This window comes from Pulveribacter sp., from assembly GCF_032079985.1.
Lineage (GTDB): Bacteria > Pseudomonadota > Gammaproteobacteria > Burkholderiales > Burkholderiaceae_C > Melaminivora.
This window is the reverse complement of the sequence record NZ_DAMATK010000001.1, coordinates 902,282-919,729: the sequence shown is the minus strand read 5'-3', so window position 1 is coordinate 919,729 and position 17,448 is coordinate 902,282. Positions and strand designations below refer to the sequence as shown.

Annotated in this window: 16 protein-coding genes; 4 read left to right on the top strand and 12 right to left on the bottom strand. The window is 69.5% G+C overall.

The genetic code is table 11. From position 1 onward, the window contains the following. Nucleotides 1–154 precede the first annotated feature (154 nt). Together speD and speE are read left to right on the top strand one after the other, a co-directional pair. Nucleotides 155–565, top strand: a complete 411-nt coding sequence (gene speD, locus RT282_RS04220) for an adenosylmethionine decarboxylase (protein WP_312306974.1) — start codon at nucleotides 155–157, stop codon at nucleotides 563–565. Further along, nucleotides 562–1,500, top strand: coding sequence for a polyamine aminopropyltransferase (speE, locus tag RT282_RS04215; RefSeq protein WP_313312019.1), 939 nt, complete (start codon nucleotides 562–564; stop codon nucleotides 1,498–1,500). Before speD ends, speE begins: the two co-directional genes overlap by 4 nt. Nucleotides 1,501–1,634: 134 nt before the next feature. Here the strand turns inward: speE and lolD are convergent, their stop codons facing one another. Together lolD and RT282_RS04205 are read right to left on the bottom strand one after the other, a co-directional pair. Beyond that, nucleotides 1,635–2,312 carry a lipoprotein-releasing ABC transporter ATP-binding protein LolD gene (gene lolD, locus RT282_RS04210; RefSeq protein WP_313312018.1) on the bottom strand — a complete coding sequence of 226 codons (678 nt, stop codon included), beginning with the start codon at nucleotides 2,310–2,312 and terminating at the stop codon, nucleotides 1,635–1,637. Continuing rightward, nucleotides 2,305–3,558 carry a lipoprotein-releasing ABC transporter permease subunit gene (locus RT282_RS04205; protein ID WP_312306971.1) on the bottom strand — a complete coding sequence of 418 codons (1,254 nt, stop codon included), beginning with the start codon at nucleotides 3,556–3,558 and terminating at the stop codon, nucleotides 2,305–2,307. Before RT282_RS04205 ends, lolD begins: the two co-directional genes overlap by 8 nt. A 91-nt stretch (nucleotides 3,559–3,649) precedes the next feature. On the opposite strand from RT282_RS04205, the gene RT282_RS04200 reads away from it, so the two are divergent. Both RT282_RS04200 and recJ read left to right on the top strand, forming a co-directional pair. After that, nucleotides 3,650–4,591, top strand: coding sequence for a phosphoglycerate mutase (locus RT282_RS04200; protein WP_313312017.1), 942 nt, complete (start codon nucleotides 3,650–3,652; stop codon nucleotides 4,589–4,591). Then, nucleotides 4,588–6,300 carry a single-stranded-DNA-specific exonuclease RecJ gene (recJ, locus tag RT282_RS04195; RefSeq protein WP_313312015.1) on the top strand — a complete coding sequence of 571 codons (1,713 nt, stop codon included), beginning with the start codon at nucleotides 4,588–4,590 and terminating at the stop codon, nucleotides 6,298–6,300. The genes RT282_RS04200 and recJ overlap by 4 nt, the downstream gene beginning before the upstream one ends. 81 nt (nucleotides 6,301–6,381) lie before the next feature. Here recJ and RT282_RS04190 read toward each other — a convergent pair whose 3' ends face one another. From RT282_RS04190 to RT282_RS04145, 10 genes are all read right to left on the bottom strand, one after another. Beyond that, nucleotides 6,382–7,893 carry a tripartite tricarboxylate transporter permease gene (locus tag RT282_RS04190; protein ID WP_312307298.1) on the bottom strand — a complete coding sequence of 504 codons (1,512 nt, stop codon included), beginning with the start codon at nucleotides 7,891–7,893 and terminating at the stop codon, nucleotides 6,382–6,384. Between the two features lie 24 nt (nucleotides 7,894–7,917). Then, entirely contained in the window at nucleotides 7,918–8,406 is a 489-nt protein-coding gene (locus tag RT282_RS04185; RefSeq protein ID WP_313312012.1) for a tripartite tricarboxylate transporter TctB family protein, read from the bottom strand. 101 nt (nucleotides 8,407–8,507) lie between these two features. Beyond that, nucleotides 8,508–10,319, bottom strand: coding sequence for an ATPase, T2SS/T4P/T4SS family (locus tag RT282_RS04180; protein WP_313312009.1), 1,812 nt, complete (start codon nucleotides 10,317–10,319; stop codon nucleotides 8,508–8,510). A gap of 27 nt (nucleotides 10,320–10,346) precedes the next feature. Next, on the bottom strand, nucleotides 10,347–11,114 hold the full coding sequence (locus RT282_RS04175) for a spermidine synthase (protein ID WP_313312007.1): 768 nt from the start codon (nucleotides 11,112–11,114) through the stop codon (nucleotides 10,347–10,349). A gap of 112 nt (nucleotides 11,115–11,226) precedes the next feature. Then, complete coding sequence (locus tag RT282_RS04170) at nucleotides 11,227–12,063, bottom strand: TatD family hydrolase (RefSeq protein ID WP_313312623.1); 837 nt, start codon at nucleotides 12,061–12,063, stop codon at nucleotides 11,227–11,229. A 205-nt stretch (nucleotides 12,064–12,268) separates the two neighbouring features. Then, entirely contained in the window at nucleotides 12,269–13,060 is a 792-nt protein-coding gene (locus RT282_RS04165) for an amino acid ABC transporter ATP-binding protein (RefSeq protein ID WP_313082226.1), read from the bottom strand. Beyond that, nucleotides 13,041–13,694: an amino acid ABC transporter permease gene (locus RT282_RS04160; RefSeq protein WP_312757912.1), complete on the bottom strand. Its 654-nt coding sequence runs from the start codon at nucleotides 13,692–13,694 to the stop codon at nucleotides 13,041–13,043. The genes RT282_RS04165 and RT282_RS04160 overlap by 20 nt, the downstream gene beginning before the upstream one ends. Nucleotides 13,695–13,867: 173 nt before the next feature. After that, nucleotides 13,868–14,671 carry an amino acid ABC transporter substrate-binding protein gene (locus RT282_RS04155; RefSeq protein ID WP_313312004.1) on the bottom strand — a complete coding sequence of 268 codons (804 nt, stop codon included), beginning with the start codon at nucleotides 14,669–14,671 and terminating at the stop codon, nucleotides 13,868–13,870. Nucleotides 14,672–14,798: 127 nt separating this feature from the next. Next, nucleotides 14,799–15,791: a Bug family tripartite tricarboxylate transporter substrate binding protein gene (locus RT282_RS04150; protein WP_409519448.1), complete on the bottom strand. Its 993-nt coding sequence runs from the start codon at nucleotides 15,789–15,791 to the stop codon at nucleotides 14,799–14,801. A gap of 150 nt (nucleotides 15,792–15,941) precedes the next feature. Continuing rightward, a complete protein-coding gene (locus RT282_RS04145) occupies nucleotides 15,942–17,420 on the bottom strand; it encodes a glutamate synthase subunit beta (RefSeq protein ID WP_313312002.1) in 1,479 nt (492 codons plus the stop codon). Nucleotides 17,421–17,448: the final 28 nt, after the last annotated feature.

Below are 17,448 nucleotides of genomic sequence, written 5' to 3'. Positions count from 1 at the left end.
CCGACCGGCCCGTCAGCGACATTCCCGCCTCCTCCCCTTCCAGATCGTGCCTGGGCGCTTTTTGCAGCGTGCCGGTCGGCGACCGCCGGGGGTGCACACCCTTTGGCCTAGCCATGTTTGACGCGCTCGCGCCGAGCGCAGAAAGGGTTGCACCATGAAGAACTACCAAACCGTCGTCCCCATCGCCACACCCACGGCGCAGCGCCACGCCACCGGCCTGCACCTCATCGGCGACCTGTACGGCTGCCTGTGCGACAGCCGTCTGATGCTGGATGCGCAGTACCTGGAGAACTTCTGCAAGGAACGCGTGGCTGCCGCGGGCCTGACCACCGTGGGCGCGCTGTTCCACGGCTTCGGCGAAGGCGGCGGCGTGACCGGCGCCGTGGTGCTGGCCGAGTCCCACCTGGCCATCCACACCTGGCCCGAGTCGGGCTACGTCACGCTGGACGTGTACGTGTGCAACTACACCGAGAACAACCGCCCCAAGGCGCAAAAGCTGTTCGACGACCTGCTGGCGGCCTTCAACCCCAACGATCCCCACCTGCACAGCGTCGACCGGGCATGACGACGCGCTTCGTGGCCGAGCGCCTGAGCGCCGACTTCGGCCTGTACCTGTCCAGCAGCGCCACGCTGGCGCACAAGCAGTCCGAGTGGCAGCACATCGAGGTCTTCGACAACCCGCAGTTCGGGCGCGTGATGCGCATCGACGGCGTGTTCATGACCAGCGAGCGCGACGAATTCTTCTACCACGAGCCCATGGTGCACCTGCCCGCCATCGCTCACCCGGGCGTGAAGCGCGCGCTGGTGGTGGGCGGCGGCGATGGCGGTGCGGCCGAGGAGCTGCTCAAGCTGCCGGGCATGGAGCGCGTGGTGCTGGCCGAGCTGGACGGCGACGTGGTCGACATGGCGCGCCAATGGCTGCCCGGCATCCACCGCGGCGCCTTCGACGATCCGCGCATGGAGGTGCGCCTGGGTGACGCGCGCGCCTTTCTGGGCCAGACCGGCGAGCGCTTCGACCAGATCGTGCTGGACCTGACCGACCCCTTTGGCCCAGCCATCGAGCTGTACACCGTGGCCTTCTACCAGGCCTGCCGGCAGGCGCTGAACCCCGGCGGCGTGCTGTCGCTGCACCTAGGCTCGCCCGTGCACCTGGCCGACAGCATGGCGCGCATCGCCGCCTCGGTGCGCGAAGTCTTCCCGGTCTTTCGGCCCTACCTGCAGTACGTGCCGCTGTACGGCACGCTGTGGTGCATGGGCATGGCCTCGGACAGCACCGACCCGGCGACGCTGTCGGCGCAGGAGGTGGATGCGCGCATCGCCGCGCGCGGCCTCAAGGACCTGCAGCTGTACAACGGCGCCATGCACCACGCGCTGCTGGCGCAGCCGAACTTCGTGCGCGAGCTGCTGGCCCGCCCTGCCCGGCCCATCCACAGCGGCGACGTGCTGGGCGACGTGCGCGACCCGGCGCAGCTGCCGCCGGTGACGGTGACGGCCGGCTGAACGCCCGCCGCGCACAGCGCCCAAAAAAGCCCCTCCGGCGCACGCGCGGAGGGGCTTTTTATGCCTTTTTGGCCCCAAACCCTTGCAGGGCAAGCGCCAGCAGCTCTTCTTTCAATAGCAAAAGCAGGGCTCTGTCAGACCAGCGCACCTGAACCCAGCCGCACCACGCGGTCGCAGCGCGCTGCCAGCTGTTCGTCGTGCGTGACCATGACGAAGGCCGTGCCGCGGCTGCGCGCCAGCTCCAGCATCAGCGCGAACACGCCGTCGGCCGTGCTGCGGTCCAGGTTGCCGGTGGGCTCGTCGGCCAGCACGCAGGCCGGCCGCGTGACCAGTGCCCGGGCAATGGCCACGCGCTGGCGCTCGCCGCCCGACAGCTCGGCCGGGCGGTGCAGCACGCGCTCGCCCAGGCCCACGGCCTGCAGCATCTGCACGGCCTGGGCCAGGCACTGCTCGTAGGGCTGGCGGCGGATGCGCAGCGGCATGGCCACGTTGTCCTGCGCGCTGAACTCGGGCAGCAGGTGGTGGAACTGGTAGATGAAGCCCAGCTGCTCGTTGCGCAGCCGGCCCTGGGCGGCCGCCGACAGCGTGGCCAGGCCCTGCCCGGCCAGCAGCACCGTGCCGCTGCTGGGGGCGTCCAGCCCGCCCAGCAGGTGCAGGAGCGTGCTCTTGCCCGAGCCCGAAGCGCCGACGATGGCCAGCGTCTCGCCGGCATGCACCTGCAGGTCCACGCCGCGCAGCACGGTCACGTCCAGCCGGCCTTCGGTGAAGCGCTTGGTCAGGTCGCGCGCCTGCAGCACCACGTTGTCATTCATAGCGCAGGGCCTCCGCAGGGTTGACGCGGCTGGCGCGCCAGCTCGGGTACAGGGTGGCCACGAAGGCCAGCACCAGCGAGATCAGCGCGATGGGCACGATGTCGGACGCCAGCGGCTCGCTGGGCATGCGGCTGATCAGGTAGATGTCCTTGGGCAGAAAGCTGGTGCGCAGCAGCTGCTCGATGGCGGGCACGATGACGTCGATGTTGAAGGCCACGGCCAGGCCCAGGGCCAGCCCGCCCAGCGTCCCGATCACGCCCACCATGGCGCCCTGCACCACGAACACGCCCATGATGCTGCCGGGGCTGGCGCCCAGCGTGCGCAGGATGGCGATGTCGGCGCGCTTGTCCGTCACCGTCATGACCAGGGTGGAGACCAGGTTGAACGCGGCCACCGCCACGATCAGCGTGAGGATGATGAACATCATGCGTTTTTCCAGCTGCACGGCGGCAAACCAGGTCTTGTTCTGCTGCGTCCAGTCGCGGATCAGGAGGTGGCCCGACAGGCTGTGCGCCAGCTGCTGCGTGACCTGGGGCGCCTGGTGCAGGTCGCGCAGCTTCAACCGCACGCCGGTGGGGCCTTCCAGGCGGAAGATGCGCTCTGCATCCTCGTGGTGCAGCAGCACCAGGGCGGCGTCGTATTCGTAGTGGCCTGAGTTGAACGTGCCGGCCACCGTCATCTGCTTGAGCCGCGGCACCACGCCGGCCGGGGTGACCTGGCCGGCCGGCGCGATCAGCGTGACCACGTCGCCGGCCACCACGCCCAGCTGGCGCGCCAGCTCGCTGCCCAGCACCACGCGGAACTCGCCCGGCACCAGGGCCTTGAGGCCCTCCACGTTCTCGGCGGCCAGGTCGGTCACCTCGGCCTCGCGGCTGGGGTCGATGCCGCGCACCATGGCGCCCTTCATGTCCTCGCCGCGCGCCAGCAGCGCCTGCGCCGCCACGAAGGGCGCGGCGCCGATCACGTTGGGATTGGCACGCGCCTCGGCCATGGTGCGCTCCATGTCGGGCAGCGCGCCACCGTCGGGGGCGAAGATCTCGATGTGCGAGACCACGCTGAGCATGCGGTCGCGCACCTCTTTCTGAAAGCCGTTCATGACGGACAGCACGATGATCAGCGCCGCCACGCCCAGGGCGATGCCCAGCATGGACACGCCCGAGATGAACGAGATGAAACCATTGCGCCGCGTGGCGCGCCCGGCGCGCGTGTAGCGCCAGCCCAGGGCCAGTTCGTAGGGAATTTGCATGCAGGAGGAAAGGGGTCTTGCCGTGGCCCGCCGTAGGGGCACGGCAGCCCGTTGGGGCGGGCGCATTGTGGCATCCCGGACAATACGCCCGATGCCAGACAAACTCCATTTGCTGATCCCGCTGGCCGCCAGCCCCGCGCCCGGCTGCCAGCAGGCGCTGCAGGGCCTGCAGCTGCCGCAGCTGGAGCGCCTGCTGGTCCGCCTGACTCCCGCCGGCACCGACGCCGGCGAGGAAACCGACTTCTCCCCCCCGCACGAACGCGCCCTGGCGCGTCACCTGGGCCTGCCCGCGGGCCGCGCCGGCACCACGCCCTGGGCCGCCTGGAGCCGCGCCGACGTGCCCGCCGGCCAGGCCTGCGCCTGGGTCACGCCCTGCCAGTGGCAGGTGGGCGCGGACCACGTCACCCTGGCCGACCCGCAGCAGCTGGGCCTGGACGAGGCCGATTCGCGCGCGCTGCTGGACGTGCTGGCCCCGTGGTTCGCCCAGGACGGCATCGCGCTGGAGTACGACGCCCCCACCCGCTGGCTGGCGCGCGGCGTGGCGCTGCGGGGCCTGGCCACGGCGTCGCTGGACCGCGTGGTCGGCCGCGACGTGCGTACCTGGATGCCCGACGCCGCCAGCGCCCGCGCACTGCACCGCCTGCACAGCGAGATGCAGATGCTGCTGTACACCCACCCCTTCAACGACGAGCGCGCGGCGCGCGGCCTGCCCGCCGTCAACGCCTTCTGGCTGCACGGCGCCGGCACCCTGGCCGAGCGGCCCGCGCCCGTGGCTTCGCCCGAGATGCCTGAACAGTTGCGCCAGGCTGCGCTGCGCGAAGACTGGGACGCCTGGGTTCAAGCCTGGCAGCAGCTGGACGCCGGCCCCGTCGCCCGCCTGGCCGCCCACGTGGCCGCCGGCGGCCAGGCACGCCTGACGCTGTGCGGCGAGCGCTCGGCCCTGCAATGGGACACGGCGCCGCGCAGCCTGCGCCAGAGGATTCAAGGTCTTTTTGGCCGCCAGCGCTTATCTGACCTGCGCGAGCAGCTATGAAAATAATAGTAAGAGATTGCCCGCCCCGCACCGCCTGGGCGCTGGAGCAGGCTGGCGTGCACCCGCTGCTGGCGCGCCTGTACGCCGCGCGCGGCGTGAGCGGGCACGAGGAGCTGGACGACGCCCTGGCCCGCCTGCTGCCACCCGCCGGCCTGCACGGCGCGGCCCAGGCCGCCCGCGTGCTGGCCGACGCCATGGAGCAGGACCAGCGCCTGATGGTGGTGGCCGACTACGACTGCGACGGCGCCACCGCCTGCGCCGTGGCCGTGCGCGGCCTGAGGCTGCTGGGCGCGCGGCACGTCAACTACCTGGTGCCCGACCGGGTGGTGGACGGCTACGGCCTCACAGCCCAAATAGCCCGGCGCGTGGCCGAGCGCGGCGCCGACGTGCTGATCACCGTGGACAACGGCATCGCCAGCTGCGAGGGCGTGGCCCAGGCGCGCGCGCTGGGCCTGAAGGTGGTGGTGACCGACCACCACCTGCCCGGCCCCCAGCTGCCCGAGGCCGACGCCATCGTCAATCCCAACCAGCCCGGCTGCGACTTTCCCAGCAAGTGCATCGCCGGCGTAGGCGTCATGTTCTACGTGCTGATGGCGCTGCGCAGCGAACTGCGCGCGCGCGGCCGCTTCGACCAGGCCACGCAGCCGCGCCTGGAGCCGCTGCTGCCCCTGGTGGCATTGGGCACCGTGGCCGACGTGGTGCGGCTGGACGGCAACAACCGCCGCCTGGTCGCCCAGGGCCTGAAGCGCATCCGCGCCGGGCAGATGCAGCCGGGCATCCGCGCGCTGTTCGAGGCGGCCGGCCGCCGCGCCGAGGCTGCCACCACCTTCGACTTCGGCTTTGCCCTGGGGCCGCGCATCAACGCCGCCGGCCGGCTGGCCGACATGACGCTGGGCATCGAATGCCTGCTGACCGAGGACGGCAGCCGCGCCGGCGAGCTGGCGCGCCAGCTGGACGCCATCAACCGCGAGCGGCGTGAGCTGGAAGGCGGCATGCGCGATCAGGCGCTGGCGCTGGCCGAGAGCCTGGCGGGCGAGAGCGAGGAGCCGCCGCCGGCCATCAGCGTGTTCGACCCGGACTTCCACGAAGGCGTGGTCGGCATCGTCGCCTCGCGCCTGAAGGACCGGCTGCACCGGCCGACCTTCGTCTTCGCCCCCAGCGGCGCACCGGGCAAGGAGCACGAGCTGAAGGGCTCGGGCCGCTCCATCCCCGGCTTTCACCTGCGCGACGCGCTGGACCTGGTGGCCAAGCGCCACCCCGGCGTGCTGCTGAAGTTCGGCGGCCACGCCATGGCAGCCGGCTGCACTGTGGCCGAGGAGCACTTCGAGACCTTCGAGCAGGCCTTCGCCCAGGTGGCGCAGGAGTGGCTGGACGCCGCCACCCTCACCCGCCGCCTGGAGACCGACGGCCCGCTGGCCCCGGAATACCGCCGCCCCGACCTGGTGGACACCCTGGCGCGCGAGGTCTGGGGCCAGGGCTTCGCCCCACCCACCTTCAGCGAAGAGGTGCAGGTGGTCAGCCAGCGGCTGGTGGGCGAAGGCAGGCATTTGTCGCTCAAGCTGCTGCATCAGGGGCAAGCGGTGGATGCCATCTGGTTCGGCCGCACCGAGCCGCTGCCCGGCGAGGCCCTGTTGGCCTTCCGCCTGGACGTGAACGAGTGGCGCGGCGAGCGGCGCGTGCAGTTTGTGGTGGAGGCCGTGGCCGACTGACCGACCGCCAGCCGCGCCGCACGGTCAAGACATGAAAAAAGGCGCCCTCCCGGGCGCCTTTTTCGTGGAGTGCCGGCGTCGTCAGTCCTCGACGAACGCCTCCTCACGCTTCTTGCTCACCGCCGGCAGCAGCACGATGATCAGGAGCAGCAGCGCCGCCACCAGCAGGCCGGCCGAGATGGGCCGGGTGGCCAGCACGCTCCAGTCGCCGCGCGACAGCAGCAGGGCGCGGCGCAGGTTTTCTTCCATCATCGGACCCAGGATGAAGCCCAGCAGCAGCGGTGCGGGTTCCATGCCCAGTTTGTAGAACAGGTAGCCGATGAAGCCGAAGGCACCGACCAGCCACACGTCGAAAGTGTTGTTGTTGGTCGAATACACGCCGATGGCACAGAACAGCACGATGGCCGGGAACAGCCAGCGGTAGGGCACCGTCAGCAGCTTGATCCAGATGCCGATGAGCGGCAGGTTCAGGATGATCAGCATGAGGTTGCCCAGCCACATCGAGGCGATCAGGCCCCAGAACAGCTCGGGGTTGCTGGTCATGACCTGCGGGCCGGGCTGGATGTTGTGGATGGTCATAGCACCCACCATCAGCGCCATCACGGCGTTGGGCGGGATGCCCAGCGTCAAGAGCGGGATGAAGGAGGTTTGCGAACCGGCGTTGTTGGCGGATTCCGGCGCCGTCACGCCGCGAATATTGCCCTGGCCGAACGGCACCTCACCGGGTTTCAGCCTGGTCTTCTTCTCGATGGTGTAGGCCGCGAAGGCCGACAGCAGCGCGCCGCCGCCGGGCAGGATGCCGAGTGCCGAGCCCAGGGCCGTGCCGCGGACCATCGCGGGGAACATGCGCTTGAAGTCTTCCTTGGTTGGCATCAGGCCGGTGACCTTGGCGGCGAAGATCTCGCGCTCATCCTCGGGGCGCGACAGGTTGGCGATGATCTCGCCGTAGCCGAACACGCCCATGGCGATGACCACGAAGTTCAGGCCGTCGGTCAGCTCGGGAATGTCGAAGCTGTAGCGCGCCACGCCCGAGTTCACGTCGGTACCCACCAGACCCAGCAGCAGGCCCAGCACGATCATGCCCACGGCCTTCAGCAGCGAGCCCGAGGCCAGCACCACGGCGCCGATCAGGCCCAGCACCATCAGGGAGAAATATTCAGCCGGGCCGAACTTGAAGGCGACTTCGGTCAGCGGCGGCGCGAACGCGGCCAGGATGATGGTGCCCACGCAGCCGGCGAAGAACGAGCCGATGCCTGCAGCGGCCAGCGCCGGGCCCGCGCGGCCCTTGCGCGCCATCTGGTAGCCGTCGATCACCGTGACCACCGAGGACGATTCGCCCGGCAGGTTCACCAGGATGGCGGTGGTGGAGCCGCCGTACTGTGCGCCGTAGTAGATGCCGGCCAGCATGATCAGGGCCGACACCGGCGGCAGCGCATACGTGGCCGGCAGCAGCATGGCGATGGTGGCCACGGGGCCCACGCCCGGCAGCACGCCGATCAGCGTGCCCAGCAGGCAGCCGACGAAGCAGTAGATGAGGTTCTGGAACGTGAAGGCCACGCCGAACCCCATGGAGAGATGGTCAAACAATTCCATGATCGGGATTCCTTAGGCGGGCTGTCAGCCCACGATGAAGCTGGGCCAGACGGGGAACTGCAGCTTCAGCGCCCACACGAAGGCCCCGTAGCTGCCCGCAGCCAGCACCGTGGCCAGGATGAACACTTCCTTGAAGCGGAAGTGATCGCCCGCCAGGCTGGCGATGAACGTCAGGCCGTAGATCGCCACGATGAGCCCCATGGCCGGGATGCCGAAGCTGGGCAGACCCGCCAGCAGCACGCCGAAGGCCAGGTTGGCGCCGATGATGAACACGATCTGCTTCCAGGCCCAGCGGCCCACCGGCTCGCCGTCCTCGGTCTCCACGACCGTGGCCTTGAACATGATGACCGCACCGATCAGCGCCAGCAGAATGCCCAGCAGCAGCGGAAAATAGCCCGGTCCCATGCGGGCGCCGGTGCCGATGCTGTAATTGGTCGCACCCCAGGCGAAGGCGCCGCCCACCGCGAGATACAGCAGGCCCGAGAAGAAGTCTTTCTGACTCTTGATTTGCACAAACGTCTCCCACATTGCACGTGAGCGGCGATTGTGCGGCGCAGACCCCTGCGCCTCGATGTGGATTCCACCTACCGCAAAACCCTTAGATGGGAGGCGCTTCACCCCTCCAGCGGCGGGGTGGCGGCGATCACTTCCTGCAGCGTCGTCAGGCCTTCGGCCGCGCGCAGTGCGCCGGCCAGGCGCAGCGGACGCATGCCGTCCTTGACGGCCTGCCGGCGCAGCGCGTCGATGGAGGGTGCCTCGTTGATCTGGTGCTTCAGGGCCTCGCTCACCGTGAGCAGCTCGTACAGCCCGATGCGGCCGCGAAAGCCGGTCATGCGGCAGTCCACGCAGCCCACGGGCTTGTAGGCGCGGTGGCCACCGGACAGCTTCCAGGGCCGGATCAGCGCGGCCAGCTCGTCGGGGCTGGCCTCGCGGTCGCGCTGGCGGCATTGCTTGCACAGCGTGCGCACCAGGCGCTGGGCCAGCACGCCCAGCAGCGTGGCGTTGATGAGGTAGGGCGGCACGCCCAGTTCCATCAGCCGGGTGACGGCGCTGGGCGCGTCGTTGGTGTGCAGCGTGGAAAAGACCAGGTGGCCGGTGAGCGCCGCCTGCACGGCCATGTCGGCCGTCTGCAGGTCGCGGATCTCGCCCACCATGATCACGTCCGGGTCCTGGCGCATCAGTGCGCGCAGGCCCTCGGGGAAGGTGAAGTCCAGCTGCGGCTGCACCTGGGTCTGGTTGAAGCTGGGCTCGATCATTTCGATGGGGTCTTCCACCGTACTGACGTTGACCTCCTCGGTGGCCACGCGTTTGAGCGTGGAGTACAGGGTCGTGGTCTTGCCCGAGCCCGTGGGCCCGGTCACCAGGATGATGCCGTGCGGGCGCGTGACCAGCTGCTCCCAGCGTCCCGCGTCGTGCGGCGCAAAGCCCAGCGCGTCCAGGTCCTTCACGGCGTTGTCGGGGTCGAAGATGCGCATGACCATCTTCTCGCCGAAAGCCGTGGGCAGTGTGGACAGGCGCATCTCCACCTCGTCGCCGCGCGGGTTGCGCGTCTTGATGCGTCCGTCCTGCGGGCGGCGGCGCTCCACCACGTCCATGCGCCCCAGCAGCTTGATGCGCGCCACCATGGCGTTGAGCACGCCCATGGGCATCTGGTAGACCGGGTGCAGCACGCCGTCGATGCGAAAGCGGATCACGCCCTGCTCGCGCCGCGGCTCCAGGTGGATGTCGCTGGCGCGCTGGTCGAAGGCGTACTGCCACAGCCAGTCCACCACGCGGATCACGCCCTGGTCGTTGGCGTCCAGCTGGCGGCCGGCCTTGCCCAGCTCCACCAGCTGCTCGAAGCTGCTGCCGCCAGCGCCGCCGCCGGCCTTCTGCGCCGCGCGCACGGACTTGGCCAGCGCGAAGAACTCGGCCGTGTAGCGCGTGATGTCCTGCGGATTGGCCATGACGCGGCGCACCTCGCGCTTGGCCTGGCGCTGCACCTCGGCCACCCAGTCGTCGATGAAGGGCTCGGCCGTGGCCACCACCACCTCCTTGGCCGTGACCTGCACCGGCAGCACGCGGTGGCGCTCGGCGTAGCCGGCGCTCATCACGTCGGCCACGCGGCCCACGTCCACCTTCAGCGGGTCGATGCGCAGATAGGGCAGGCCCACGCGGCCGGCGACGTATTCGGCCAGCCATTCGGTGTCCAGCGGCTTGCCGTCGGAGGCGCGCTGCATGGCCACGGCGCCCAGGCGCACCAGCGGGTGCTGGTGGCTCTCGGCATGGGCGCAGCGGGTGATGGTGCGGTGCGCCTCCTCGGCGGTCAGGATGCCGTCGGCGCGCAGCCAGTCCACCACCTGGCGCCAGTGCAGCGGCCCGCCGGGCGGTGTGGGCGCCTCGGCGGGGGTGGCGGACTTGCTGTCGGAGTCGGGCGCGGTGCTCATGGCGGGTACGGGGTTTGGGAGGAAATGTCAGGCGGCGACGGGCTTGAATACGCGCAGCCACTTGGTGGCGGGCAGGTCCCAGCGCGCCTGGATGTGCTCGGCACGCGCCTGCAGCTCGGTGCGCTTGGGTCGGCTGGGCGTGCGCTGAGCCAGCACCACGGTGTTGCCCTCGCGCGTGGGTTTGAAGGCCCACAGGGCCTGCTCGCCGAAGGCCTCGGCCATCTGCGCCAGGCTGCGCTCGTAGCTGCTGGCGCGGCCGAACAGGTTGACGGTGAGGCAGCCGTCATCGGTCAGCAGCGCGCGGCAGTCGGCGTAGAACTCGGCGCTGTCCAGCACCGGGGCGGCGGCCTCGTGGTCGTACAGGTCCACGGCCAGCGCGTCCACGGTGCCGGCCAGCTCCGGCCGGCGGATGTACTCGGCCGCGTCGGCCAGCACGACGCCCAAGCGCGGGCCGTCGGGCGGCAGCTTGAACCAGGCGCGGCACACGCCCACCACGTGCGGGTTCAGCTCGACGGCCGTGGTGCGCATGCGCAGTGCCTTGTGGCAAAACTTGGTGATGGCCCCGGCCCCCAGGCCCAGCTGCATGGCGTTGCGCTTGGACACGCTCTCGGGCGGCACGAACAGCAGCCAGGCCATCATGCGCTGCACGTATTCCAGCTCGATGGCGAACGGCTCGGCAATGCGCATGGAGCCCTGGATCCAGGGCGTGCCCAGGTGCAGGTGGCGCACCTCGCCGTCGTCGGAGACGCTGACTTCGGGCAGTTCGGCTGGGGCGGGGTTCTTCTTGCGGGTCAAGGCGTGGTCCAGAAAATACGGGCTTCGTAGGGTAGCGGATCGCGGAACTATCAATTTAATAGCTGCCAGCGCTTGACTGGGGGGCGCTGGAGGCCAAAAACACCCCAAAACCTCATGGCGCCAGCAGCGCGCCCAGGCGCGGCAGCGCGGCGCAGGCGTTGGCGTGGCTGGCGGCAGCCAGCTCGTCCACGGGCATGCCGCGCAGCTGGGCGATGGCGGCGCCGATGCGCGGCAGCTCGGCCGGGCTGTTGCGCGCCGGCGGCACGCCAGCCTCGCGCTCGGCGGCCGTCACGTACAGCCAGTGCGGCGGGATGTCCGGCGCGTCGGTCTCCAGCACGAGGGCCTCCAGCGGCAGGCTGGCAGCCAGCCGGCGGATCTGGTGGGCACGATCGAACGTGGCGGCGCCGCCAAAGCCCAGCTTGAAGCCCATATCGATCAGCATGCGCGCCTGCTGCTCGCTGCCGTTGAAAGCGTGGGCGATGCCGCCACGCACTGGCAGCGCGCGCAGGCCCTTCAGGATCTGGTCCACCGAGCGGCGCGAATGCACGATGACCGGCAAGTCGAAGCGCCGCGCCAGGCGCAGCTGCTCGCGCCAGAGGTGCTGCTGGCGCGCGTCATCCAGTGACTTGTCGAAGTAGTCCAGCCCGATCTCGCCAACAGCCACCAGGCGCGGGTCATCGGCGCGCTGGATGAGCTCCTGCTCCAGCGCCGCCAGGTCGCCATCGCCGGCGTTGCGGGTGAACAGCGGGTGGATGCCCAGGGCGTAGCTGTCGCCATGCCGCTCGGCCAGCGCGCGCACGGCGGCAAAGTTGGCACGCTCCACCGCCGGCAGCACGCAATGCGCCACACCGGCCTGCGCGGCGCGCCGGCGTTCGGCATCGGCATGCGCGGCGCCGCCGTGGTGGATGAATTCGTCCAGGTGGACGTGGGTGTCGATCCAGGCACGCATGCGGGCCATCATGCCACCCGCGGCTGGCCGGCCGCGTCGGTAAGAACGTGTTTACGATTTCCGCGCGAAGGGGTGCGGGATGCGAATCGGGATGGACTGCGAGGCGCAAACCGCAGCGATAGCTCGTGCTATCGCGAGGATTTGCAACGATGCAGGGCGCCCGAGGTCGCGACTGCACACCCGCGCGGAGATCGTAAATACGCTCTCAGAGCATGTGGTTCAGGAAGGCCCGGGCGCGCTCGTGGCCGGGGTCAGCGAAGAATTCGCGTGCCGCGCGGGCGGCGATGAGCTCGCCCTGGTCCATGAAGGCCACGGTATTGGCGACTTCGCGTGCAAAGCCCATCTCGTGCGTGACGACCAGCATGGTCATGCGCCCGTCGGCCAGCTCGCGCATGGTGCGCAGCACCTCGCCGGTCAGCTCCGGGTCGAGCGCCGAGGTGGGCTCGTCGAACAGCATCACGTCGGGCTGCATGGCCAGCGCGCGGGCAATCGCCACGCGCTGCTTTTGCCCGCCGGACAGGCGGCCGGGGTAGTTGTCGCGCTTCTGGGCCAGGCCGACCTTGTCCAGCAGCTCTTCGGCCCGGGCGATGGCGGCGCCCTTCGCCAGGCCCTGCACCACCATGGGCGCCTCGATGAGGTTTTCCAGCACCGTCAGGTGCGGGAACAGGTTGAAGTGCTGGAACACCATGCCGGTGCGCGCGCAGATGCGCCGCAGCTGCGGATCGGGCACGTACACGCAGCGACCCTGGGCGTCGGTGGTGGCCAGGGTATCGCCGGCAATTGCCACATGGCCGCTGTCGATGGTCTCCAGGTGGTTCAGGCAGCGCAGAAAGGTGCTCTTGCCCGAGCCAGAGGGGCCGATCAGCGCCACCACCTCGCCGCGCCGCACGGACAGCGAAATGCCGCGCAGCACCTCGTGGCTGCCGAAGCGCTTCTTCACGTCGCGCGCCTCGATCATCAGCTGCGGCGCGCCGGCCTCACTGGTCGAACTTGGCATAGCGTTGCTCCAGGCGCTGGAAGCCCCAGGTCAGCACCAGCGTCATGAACAGATAGAACGCGGCGGCGACGATGAAGGGCGTGGTGGTGAAGTCGCGCTGCACGATGCCGCGCGCGGCGCGCAGCAGATCGTTCAGGGCCAGCACGTAGATGAGCGAGGTGTCCTTGACCAGGGTGATGGTCTCGTTGCTCATGGGCGGCAGGATGGTGCGCACCATCTGCGGCAGCACGATGCGGCGCATGGTCTGCGGGTAGCTCATGCCCAGCACCTTGGCGGCCTCGTACTGGCCGCGGTCCACCGACTGGATGCCGGCGCGGAAGATCTCGGCGAAGTAGGCCGCGTAGTTCAGCGCAAAGGCCGCCACCGCCGCGGGAAAGTCCGGCAGGCGCACGCCCACCACCGGCACAAAGGGCAGCGCGAAGTAGATGAACAGCATCTGCAGCATGAGCGGCGTGCCGCGCATGAGCCAGATATAGCCATTCACCGCGCCCGACAGGGCCTTGATGGGCGACAGCCGCGCCAGCGCCAGCGCCAGGCCCAGCGGCAGGGCCAGCGCCAGCGTGATGGCGAACAGCTTGAGCGTGACCGCCGCGCCCTGCGCCAGCGGCGCAAAAAGAGAAAGAACGTAGTCCATGAATCAGGACGGCTCAGCGCTTCGCAGCGCCCGCGCGCCCAGCAACCGGCACACGCCAAACCAGCGGACGCCGCGCAAGGGCCGCCCCGCGGCGCCGGCGTCGTCCCCCTTCCCGAATTGCGCAGCAATTCGAGAGAAGGGGGAAGGAGCGCAGCGACACAGGGGGTTGTGCCTTATTTAATGATGTTCTTGCCGAACCACTGCTCGGCAATCTTGGCGGCGGCGCCGTCACCCTTCATCTCGGTCAGGGCCTTGTCCAGCTTCGCCAACAGTTCGGTGTCGTCCTTGCGCACGCCCACGCCGTACTCCTCGGTGCCGAAGTTGTCGTCCAGCACGGCGTACTGGTCGGGCTTCTTGGCCACGTAGTAGCGGCCCACCACCTCGTCGACCACCACGGCCTCCAGGCGGCCGGTGGACAGGTCCATCAGCGCTGTCACGTTGTCACCGAAGGTCTTGAGCTCCTTCAGGGACTTGAAGACTTCCTCTTCCTTCTTCACGGCGTCCACGGCGCTGGAGCCTTCCTGCGCACCGACCACCTTGCCGGCCAGGTCGGCCTTGGTCTTGATGGCCGAGCCTGCGGGCACCACGATGATCTGGTGGTTTTCCATGTAGGGCGCGGTGAAGCCGATGTTCTGCTTGCGCGCTTCGGTGATGGTCAGGCCGTTCCACAGCGCATCCACGCGCTTGCCGGACAGCTCGGCCTCCTTGGCGCTCCAGTCGATGGGCTTGAACTCGACCTCCAGACCCAGGCGCTTGGCGGCCTCCTTGGCCATGTCGATGTCAAAGCCGACCAGCTCGTTCTTGTCGTCGCGGAAACCCATGGGCGGGAAGTTGTCGTCCAGGCCGACGACGATCTTCGTCACGGCGGCGGGAGCGGGTTCGGGCGCGGCAGCGGCAGGCGTGGCCGGCTCCTGCTTGGAACAACCGGCAAGCACGGCCCCGAGGGTCAGCAGGGCGACAGCAGCAAACTTCTTCATGGGATGCAAAGGTAAGGAGGTGGAAAAGGAACAGGAAAAACGGGCCCTGGGGCCCGGGCAAACCCGTAATTGTCCCACCTTTGCAGCCAGGCGGCCGGCCAGCGCTCGGGGCGCGCCGCTGCGCCGCTCAGTCCACCCGTGCGCCCGAGGCCTTGACCACCGGCGCCCAGCCCTTGACTTCAGCGTCGATGAAACGGGCGAAGTCCTGTGGCGTGTTCTTCTCGGCCACGGCGCCCAGCTTGGCATAGGCCTGCTGCACGGCCGGCTTGTCGAAGGCCTCGTTCATGGCCTTGTTCAGCCGCGCGACGATCTCCGGCGGCGTGCCCTTGGGCGCGAGCAGGCCGAACCAGGACGTCACGTCGAACGGCGCAATGCCACTTTCCTCCATGGTCGGCACATCTGGCGCCGAAGGCGAGCGCTTGCGTGTCGTCACTGCCAGCGCGCGCAGCTTGCCGGACTGCACGTGCGGCCAGGCCGAGGGCATGTTGTCGAACATGAAATGCACCTGCCCGCCGATCAGGTCGGTCATGGCCGGGGCGCTGCCCTTGTAGGGCACGTGCTGGGTCTGCAGGCCCGTGCGCACCTTGAACATCTCACCGGCCATGTGGATGGAGGTGCCGCTGCCCGACGAGGCGTAGGCGGCCGTGTCGTGGTGGGCGCGCGCCCAGGCGACAAGCTCCGGCACGGTCTTGGCCGGTACGCTGGGGTTCACCACCAGGATGTTGGGCACCTTGGCGCCCAGCGCCACGGCATCGAAGTCGCGCATCAGGTCGAACTTGACGTTCGGGTACAGGGTCTGGTTGATGGTGCTGGTCACGGCAACGAACAGCAGCGTGTAGCCGTCGGCCGGGGCCTGGCGCACCAGGTCGGTGGCAATGTTGCTGCCGCCACCGGGACGGTTGTCCACCACAAACGACTGGCCCAGCGACTCGGTCAGCTCCTGCGCCATCAGGCGGGCCACGATGTCGGTGGTGCCGCCGGCGGAAAAACCCACCACGATGCGCACGGGCTTGGACGGGTAGGCGGGCTGCTGGGCGTGCGCGCCGAGCGTGCAGGCCGCGGCCAAGCCGGCCAGCGTGCACATGAAGCTGCGGCGCAGCGAGAAACCGTGGATTGGCATGGGCCGTGTCTCCTGGGAAGTTGGGCGCTCCGAACGCGCGGGCCGGGGCGGAAAAACCGTGGAAACACTGTAAGGCGCACGCCGCGCGGCGCGACCGGTGCTTTCCCGCACCGTCCGCAAGCCGCCTCCTGACGGCTTGGCCCTGCCCCTTCAGCGCGGCAGGTCCGAATGCCCCATCAGAAACTCGTCCACCGCCCGCGCGGCCTGGCGGCCCTCGCGGATGGCCCAGACGACCAGCGACTGGCCCCGGCGCATGTCACCCGCGGCGAAGACCTTGGGCACGCTGGTGGCGTAGCCGCCGGTGAAATCGGTGCTGGCGCGGGCGTTGCCGCGCGCGTCGGTGTCCACGCCGAAGGCCTGCAGCACGGCAGGCACGGGGCTGGTGAAGCCCATGGCCAGCAGCACCAGGTCGGCGGGATGGTCTTTTTCGGTGCCGGGCAGTTCGACGAACTTGCCATCCTTCAGCTCGACCTGCACGGTCCTGACGCCCGTGAGCCGGCCCTTGCTGCCGAGGAACTCCTTGGTGGCGATGGCGAACTCGCGCCCGCAGCCCTCCTCGTGGCTGGAGCTGGTGCGCAGCTTGGTCGGCCAGTAGGGCCAGACCAGGGGCTTGTTCTCGACTTCCGGCGGCATGGGCATCAGCTCGAACTGCGTGACGCTGGCCGCACCGTGGCGGCGGCTGGTGCCTACGCAGTCACTACCCGTGTCGCCGCCACCGATGACGATGACGTGCTTGCCGTCGGCACGCAGCTGGCTCTTGAGCTTGTCACCGGCGTTGACCTTGTTTTGCTGCGGCAAAAACTCCATGGCGAAGTGCACGCCCTTCAGCTCGCGTCCGGGCACGGGCAGGTCGCGCGAGGCCTCGGCCCCGCCGGCCAGCAGCACGGCGTCGAACTCGGCCTGCAGCTGCGCCGGGGATATGACCTCGCTGGCCCAGTTGGTGACCTTGGAGTCCTGCCCCAGGCCGCGCTGCGGTTCGGCCACCAGCACGCCGGTGCGCAGCTCCACACCCTCGGCCACCAGCTGCTGCACGCGCCGGTCGATGTGCGCCTTGTCCAGCTTGAAGTCCGGAATGCCATAGCGCAGCAGGCCGCCCACGCGGTCGTTCTTCTCGAACACCGTCACGGCATGGCCGGCGCGCGCCAGCTGCTGCGCCGCCGCCAGGCCTGCGGGGCCGGAGCCGACGATGGCCACGCGTTTGCCCGTCTTGCGCGCCGCCGGGTGCGCCCGCACCCAGCCCTCGGCCCATGCCCGGTCGATGATGGCGTGCTCGATGCTTTTGATGCCCACCGGGGCGCTGTTGATGTTCAGCGTGCAGGCCGCCTCGCAGGGCGCGGGGCAGATGCGGCCGGTGAACTCGGGAAAGTTGTTGGTGCTGTGCAGTACGCCGATGGCGCCGTGCCAGTCCTGGCGGTACACCAGGTCGTTGAAGTCGGGGATGACGTTGTTCACCGGGCAGCCGTTGCTGCAGAACGGCGTGCCGCAGTCCATGCAGCGCGCCCCCTGGATCCGGGCCTGCGCCTCGTCCAGTCCGATGACGAACTCCTTGTAGTGCCTGACGCGCTCGGCAGGCGGGGCGTAGCCCTCCTCGATGCGCTCGTATTCCATGAAACCCGTGGTCTTGCCCATGATGCGTGTGTCCTGTGGTGATCGTGGT

Bases quoted from the DNA above. Each gene is read 5' to 3' on its own strand.
- speD (WP_312306974.1), top strand. From the start codon at position 155: ATGAAGAACTACCAAACCGTCGTCCCCATCGCCACACCCACGGCGCAG.
- speE (WP_313312019.1), top strand. From the start codon at position 562: ATGACGACGCGCTTCGTGGCCGAGCGCCTGAGCGCCGACTTCGGCCTG.
- lolD (WP_313312018.1), bottom strand. From the start codon at position 2,312: ATGAATGACAACGTGGTGCTGCAGGCGCGCGACCTGACCAAGCGCTTC.
- RT282_RS04205 (WP_312306971.1), bottom strand. From the start codon at position 3,558: ATGCAAATTCCCTACGAACTGGCCCTGGGCTGGCGCTACACGCGCGCC.
- RT282_RS04200 (WP_313312017.1), top strand. From the start codon at position 3,650: ATGCCAGACAAACTCCATTTGCTGATCCCGCTGGCCGCCAGCCCCGCG.
- recJ (WP_313312015.1), top strand. From the start codon at position 4,588: ATGAAAATAATAGTAAGAGATTGCCCGCCCCGCACCGCCTGGGCGCTG.
- RT282_RS04190 (WP_312307298.1), bottom strand. From the start codon at position 7,893: ATGGAATTGTTTGACCATCTCTCCATGGGGTTCGGCGTGGCCTTCACG.
- RT282_RS04180 (WP_313312009.1), bottom strand. From the start codon at position 10,319: ATGAGCACCGCGCCCGACTCCGACAGCAAGTCCGCCACCCCCGCCGAG.
- RT282_RS04170 (WP_313312623.1), bottom strand. From the start codon at position 12,063: ATGCGTGCCTGGATCGACACCCACGTCCACCTGGACGAATTCATCCAC.
- RT282_RS04165 (WP_313082226.1), bottom strand. From the start codon at position 13,060: ATGCCAAGTTCGACCAGTGAGGCCGGCGCGCCGCAGCTGATGATCGAG.
- RT282_RS04160 (WP_312757912.1), bottom strand. From the start codon at position 13,694: ATGGACTACGTTCTTTCTCTTTTTGCGCCGCTGGCGCAGGGCGCGGCG.
- RT282_RS04155 (WP_313312004.1), bottom strand. From the start codon at position 14,671: ATGAAGAAGTTTGCTGCTGTCGCCCTGCTGACCCTCGGGGCCGTGCTT.
- RT282_RS04150 (WP_409519448.1), bottom strand. From the start codon at position 15,791: ATGCCAATCCACGGTTTCTCGCTGCGCCGCAGCTTCATGTGCACGCTG.
- RT282_RS04145 (WP_313312002.1), bottom strand. From the start codon at position 17,420: ATGGGCAAGACCACGGGTTTCATGGAATACGAGCGCATCGAGGAGGGC.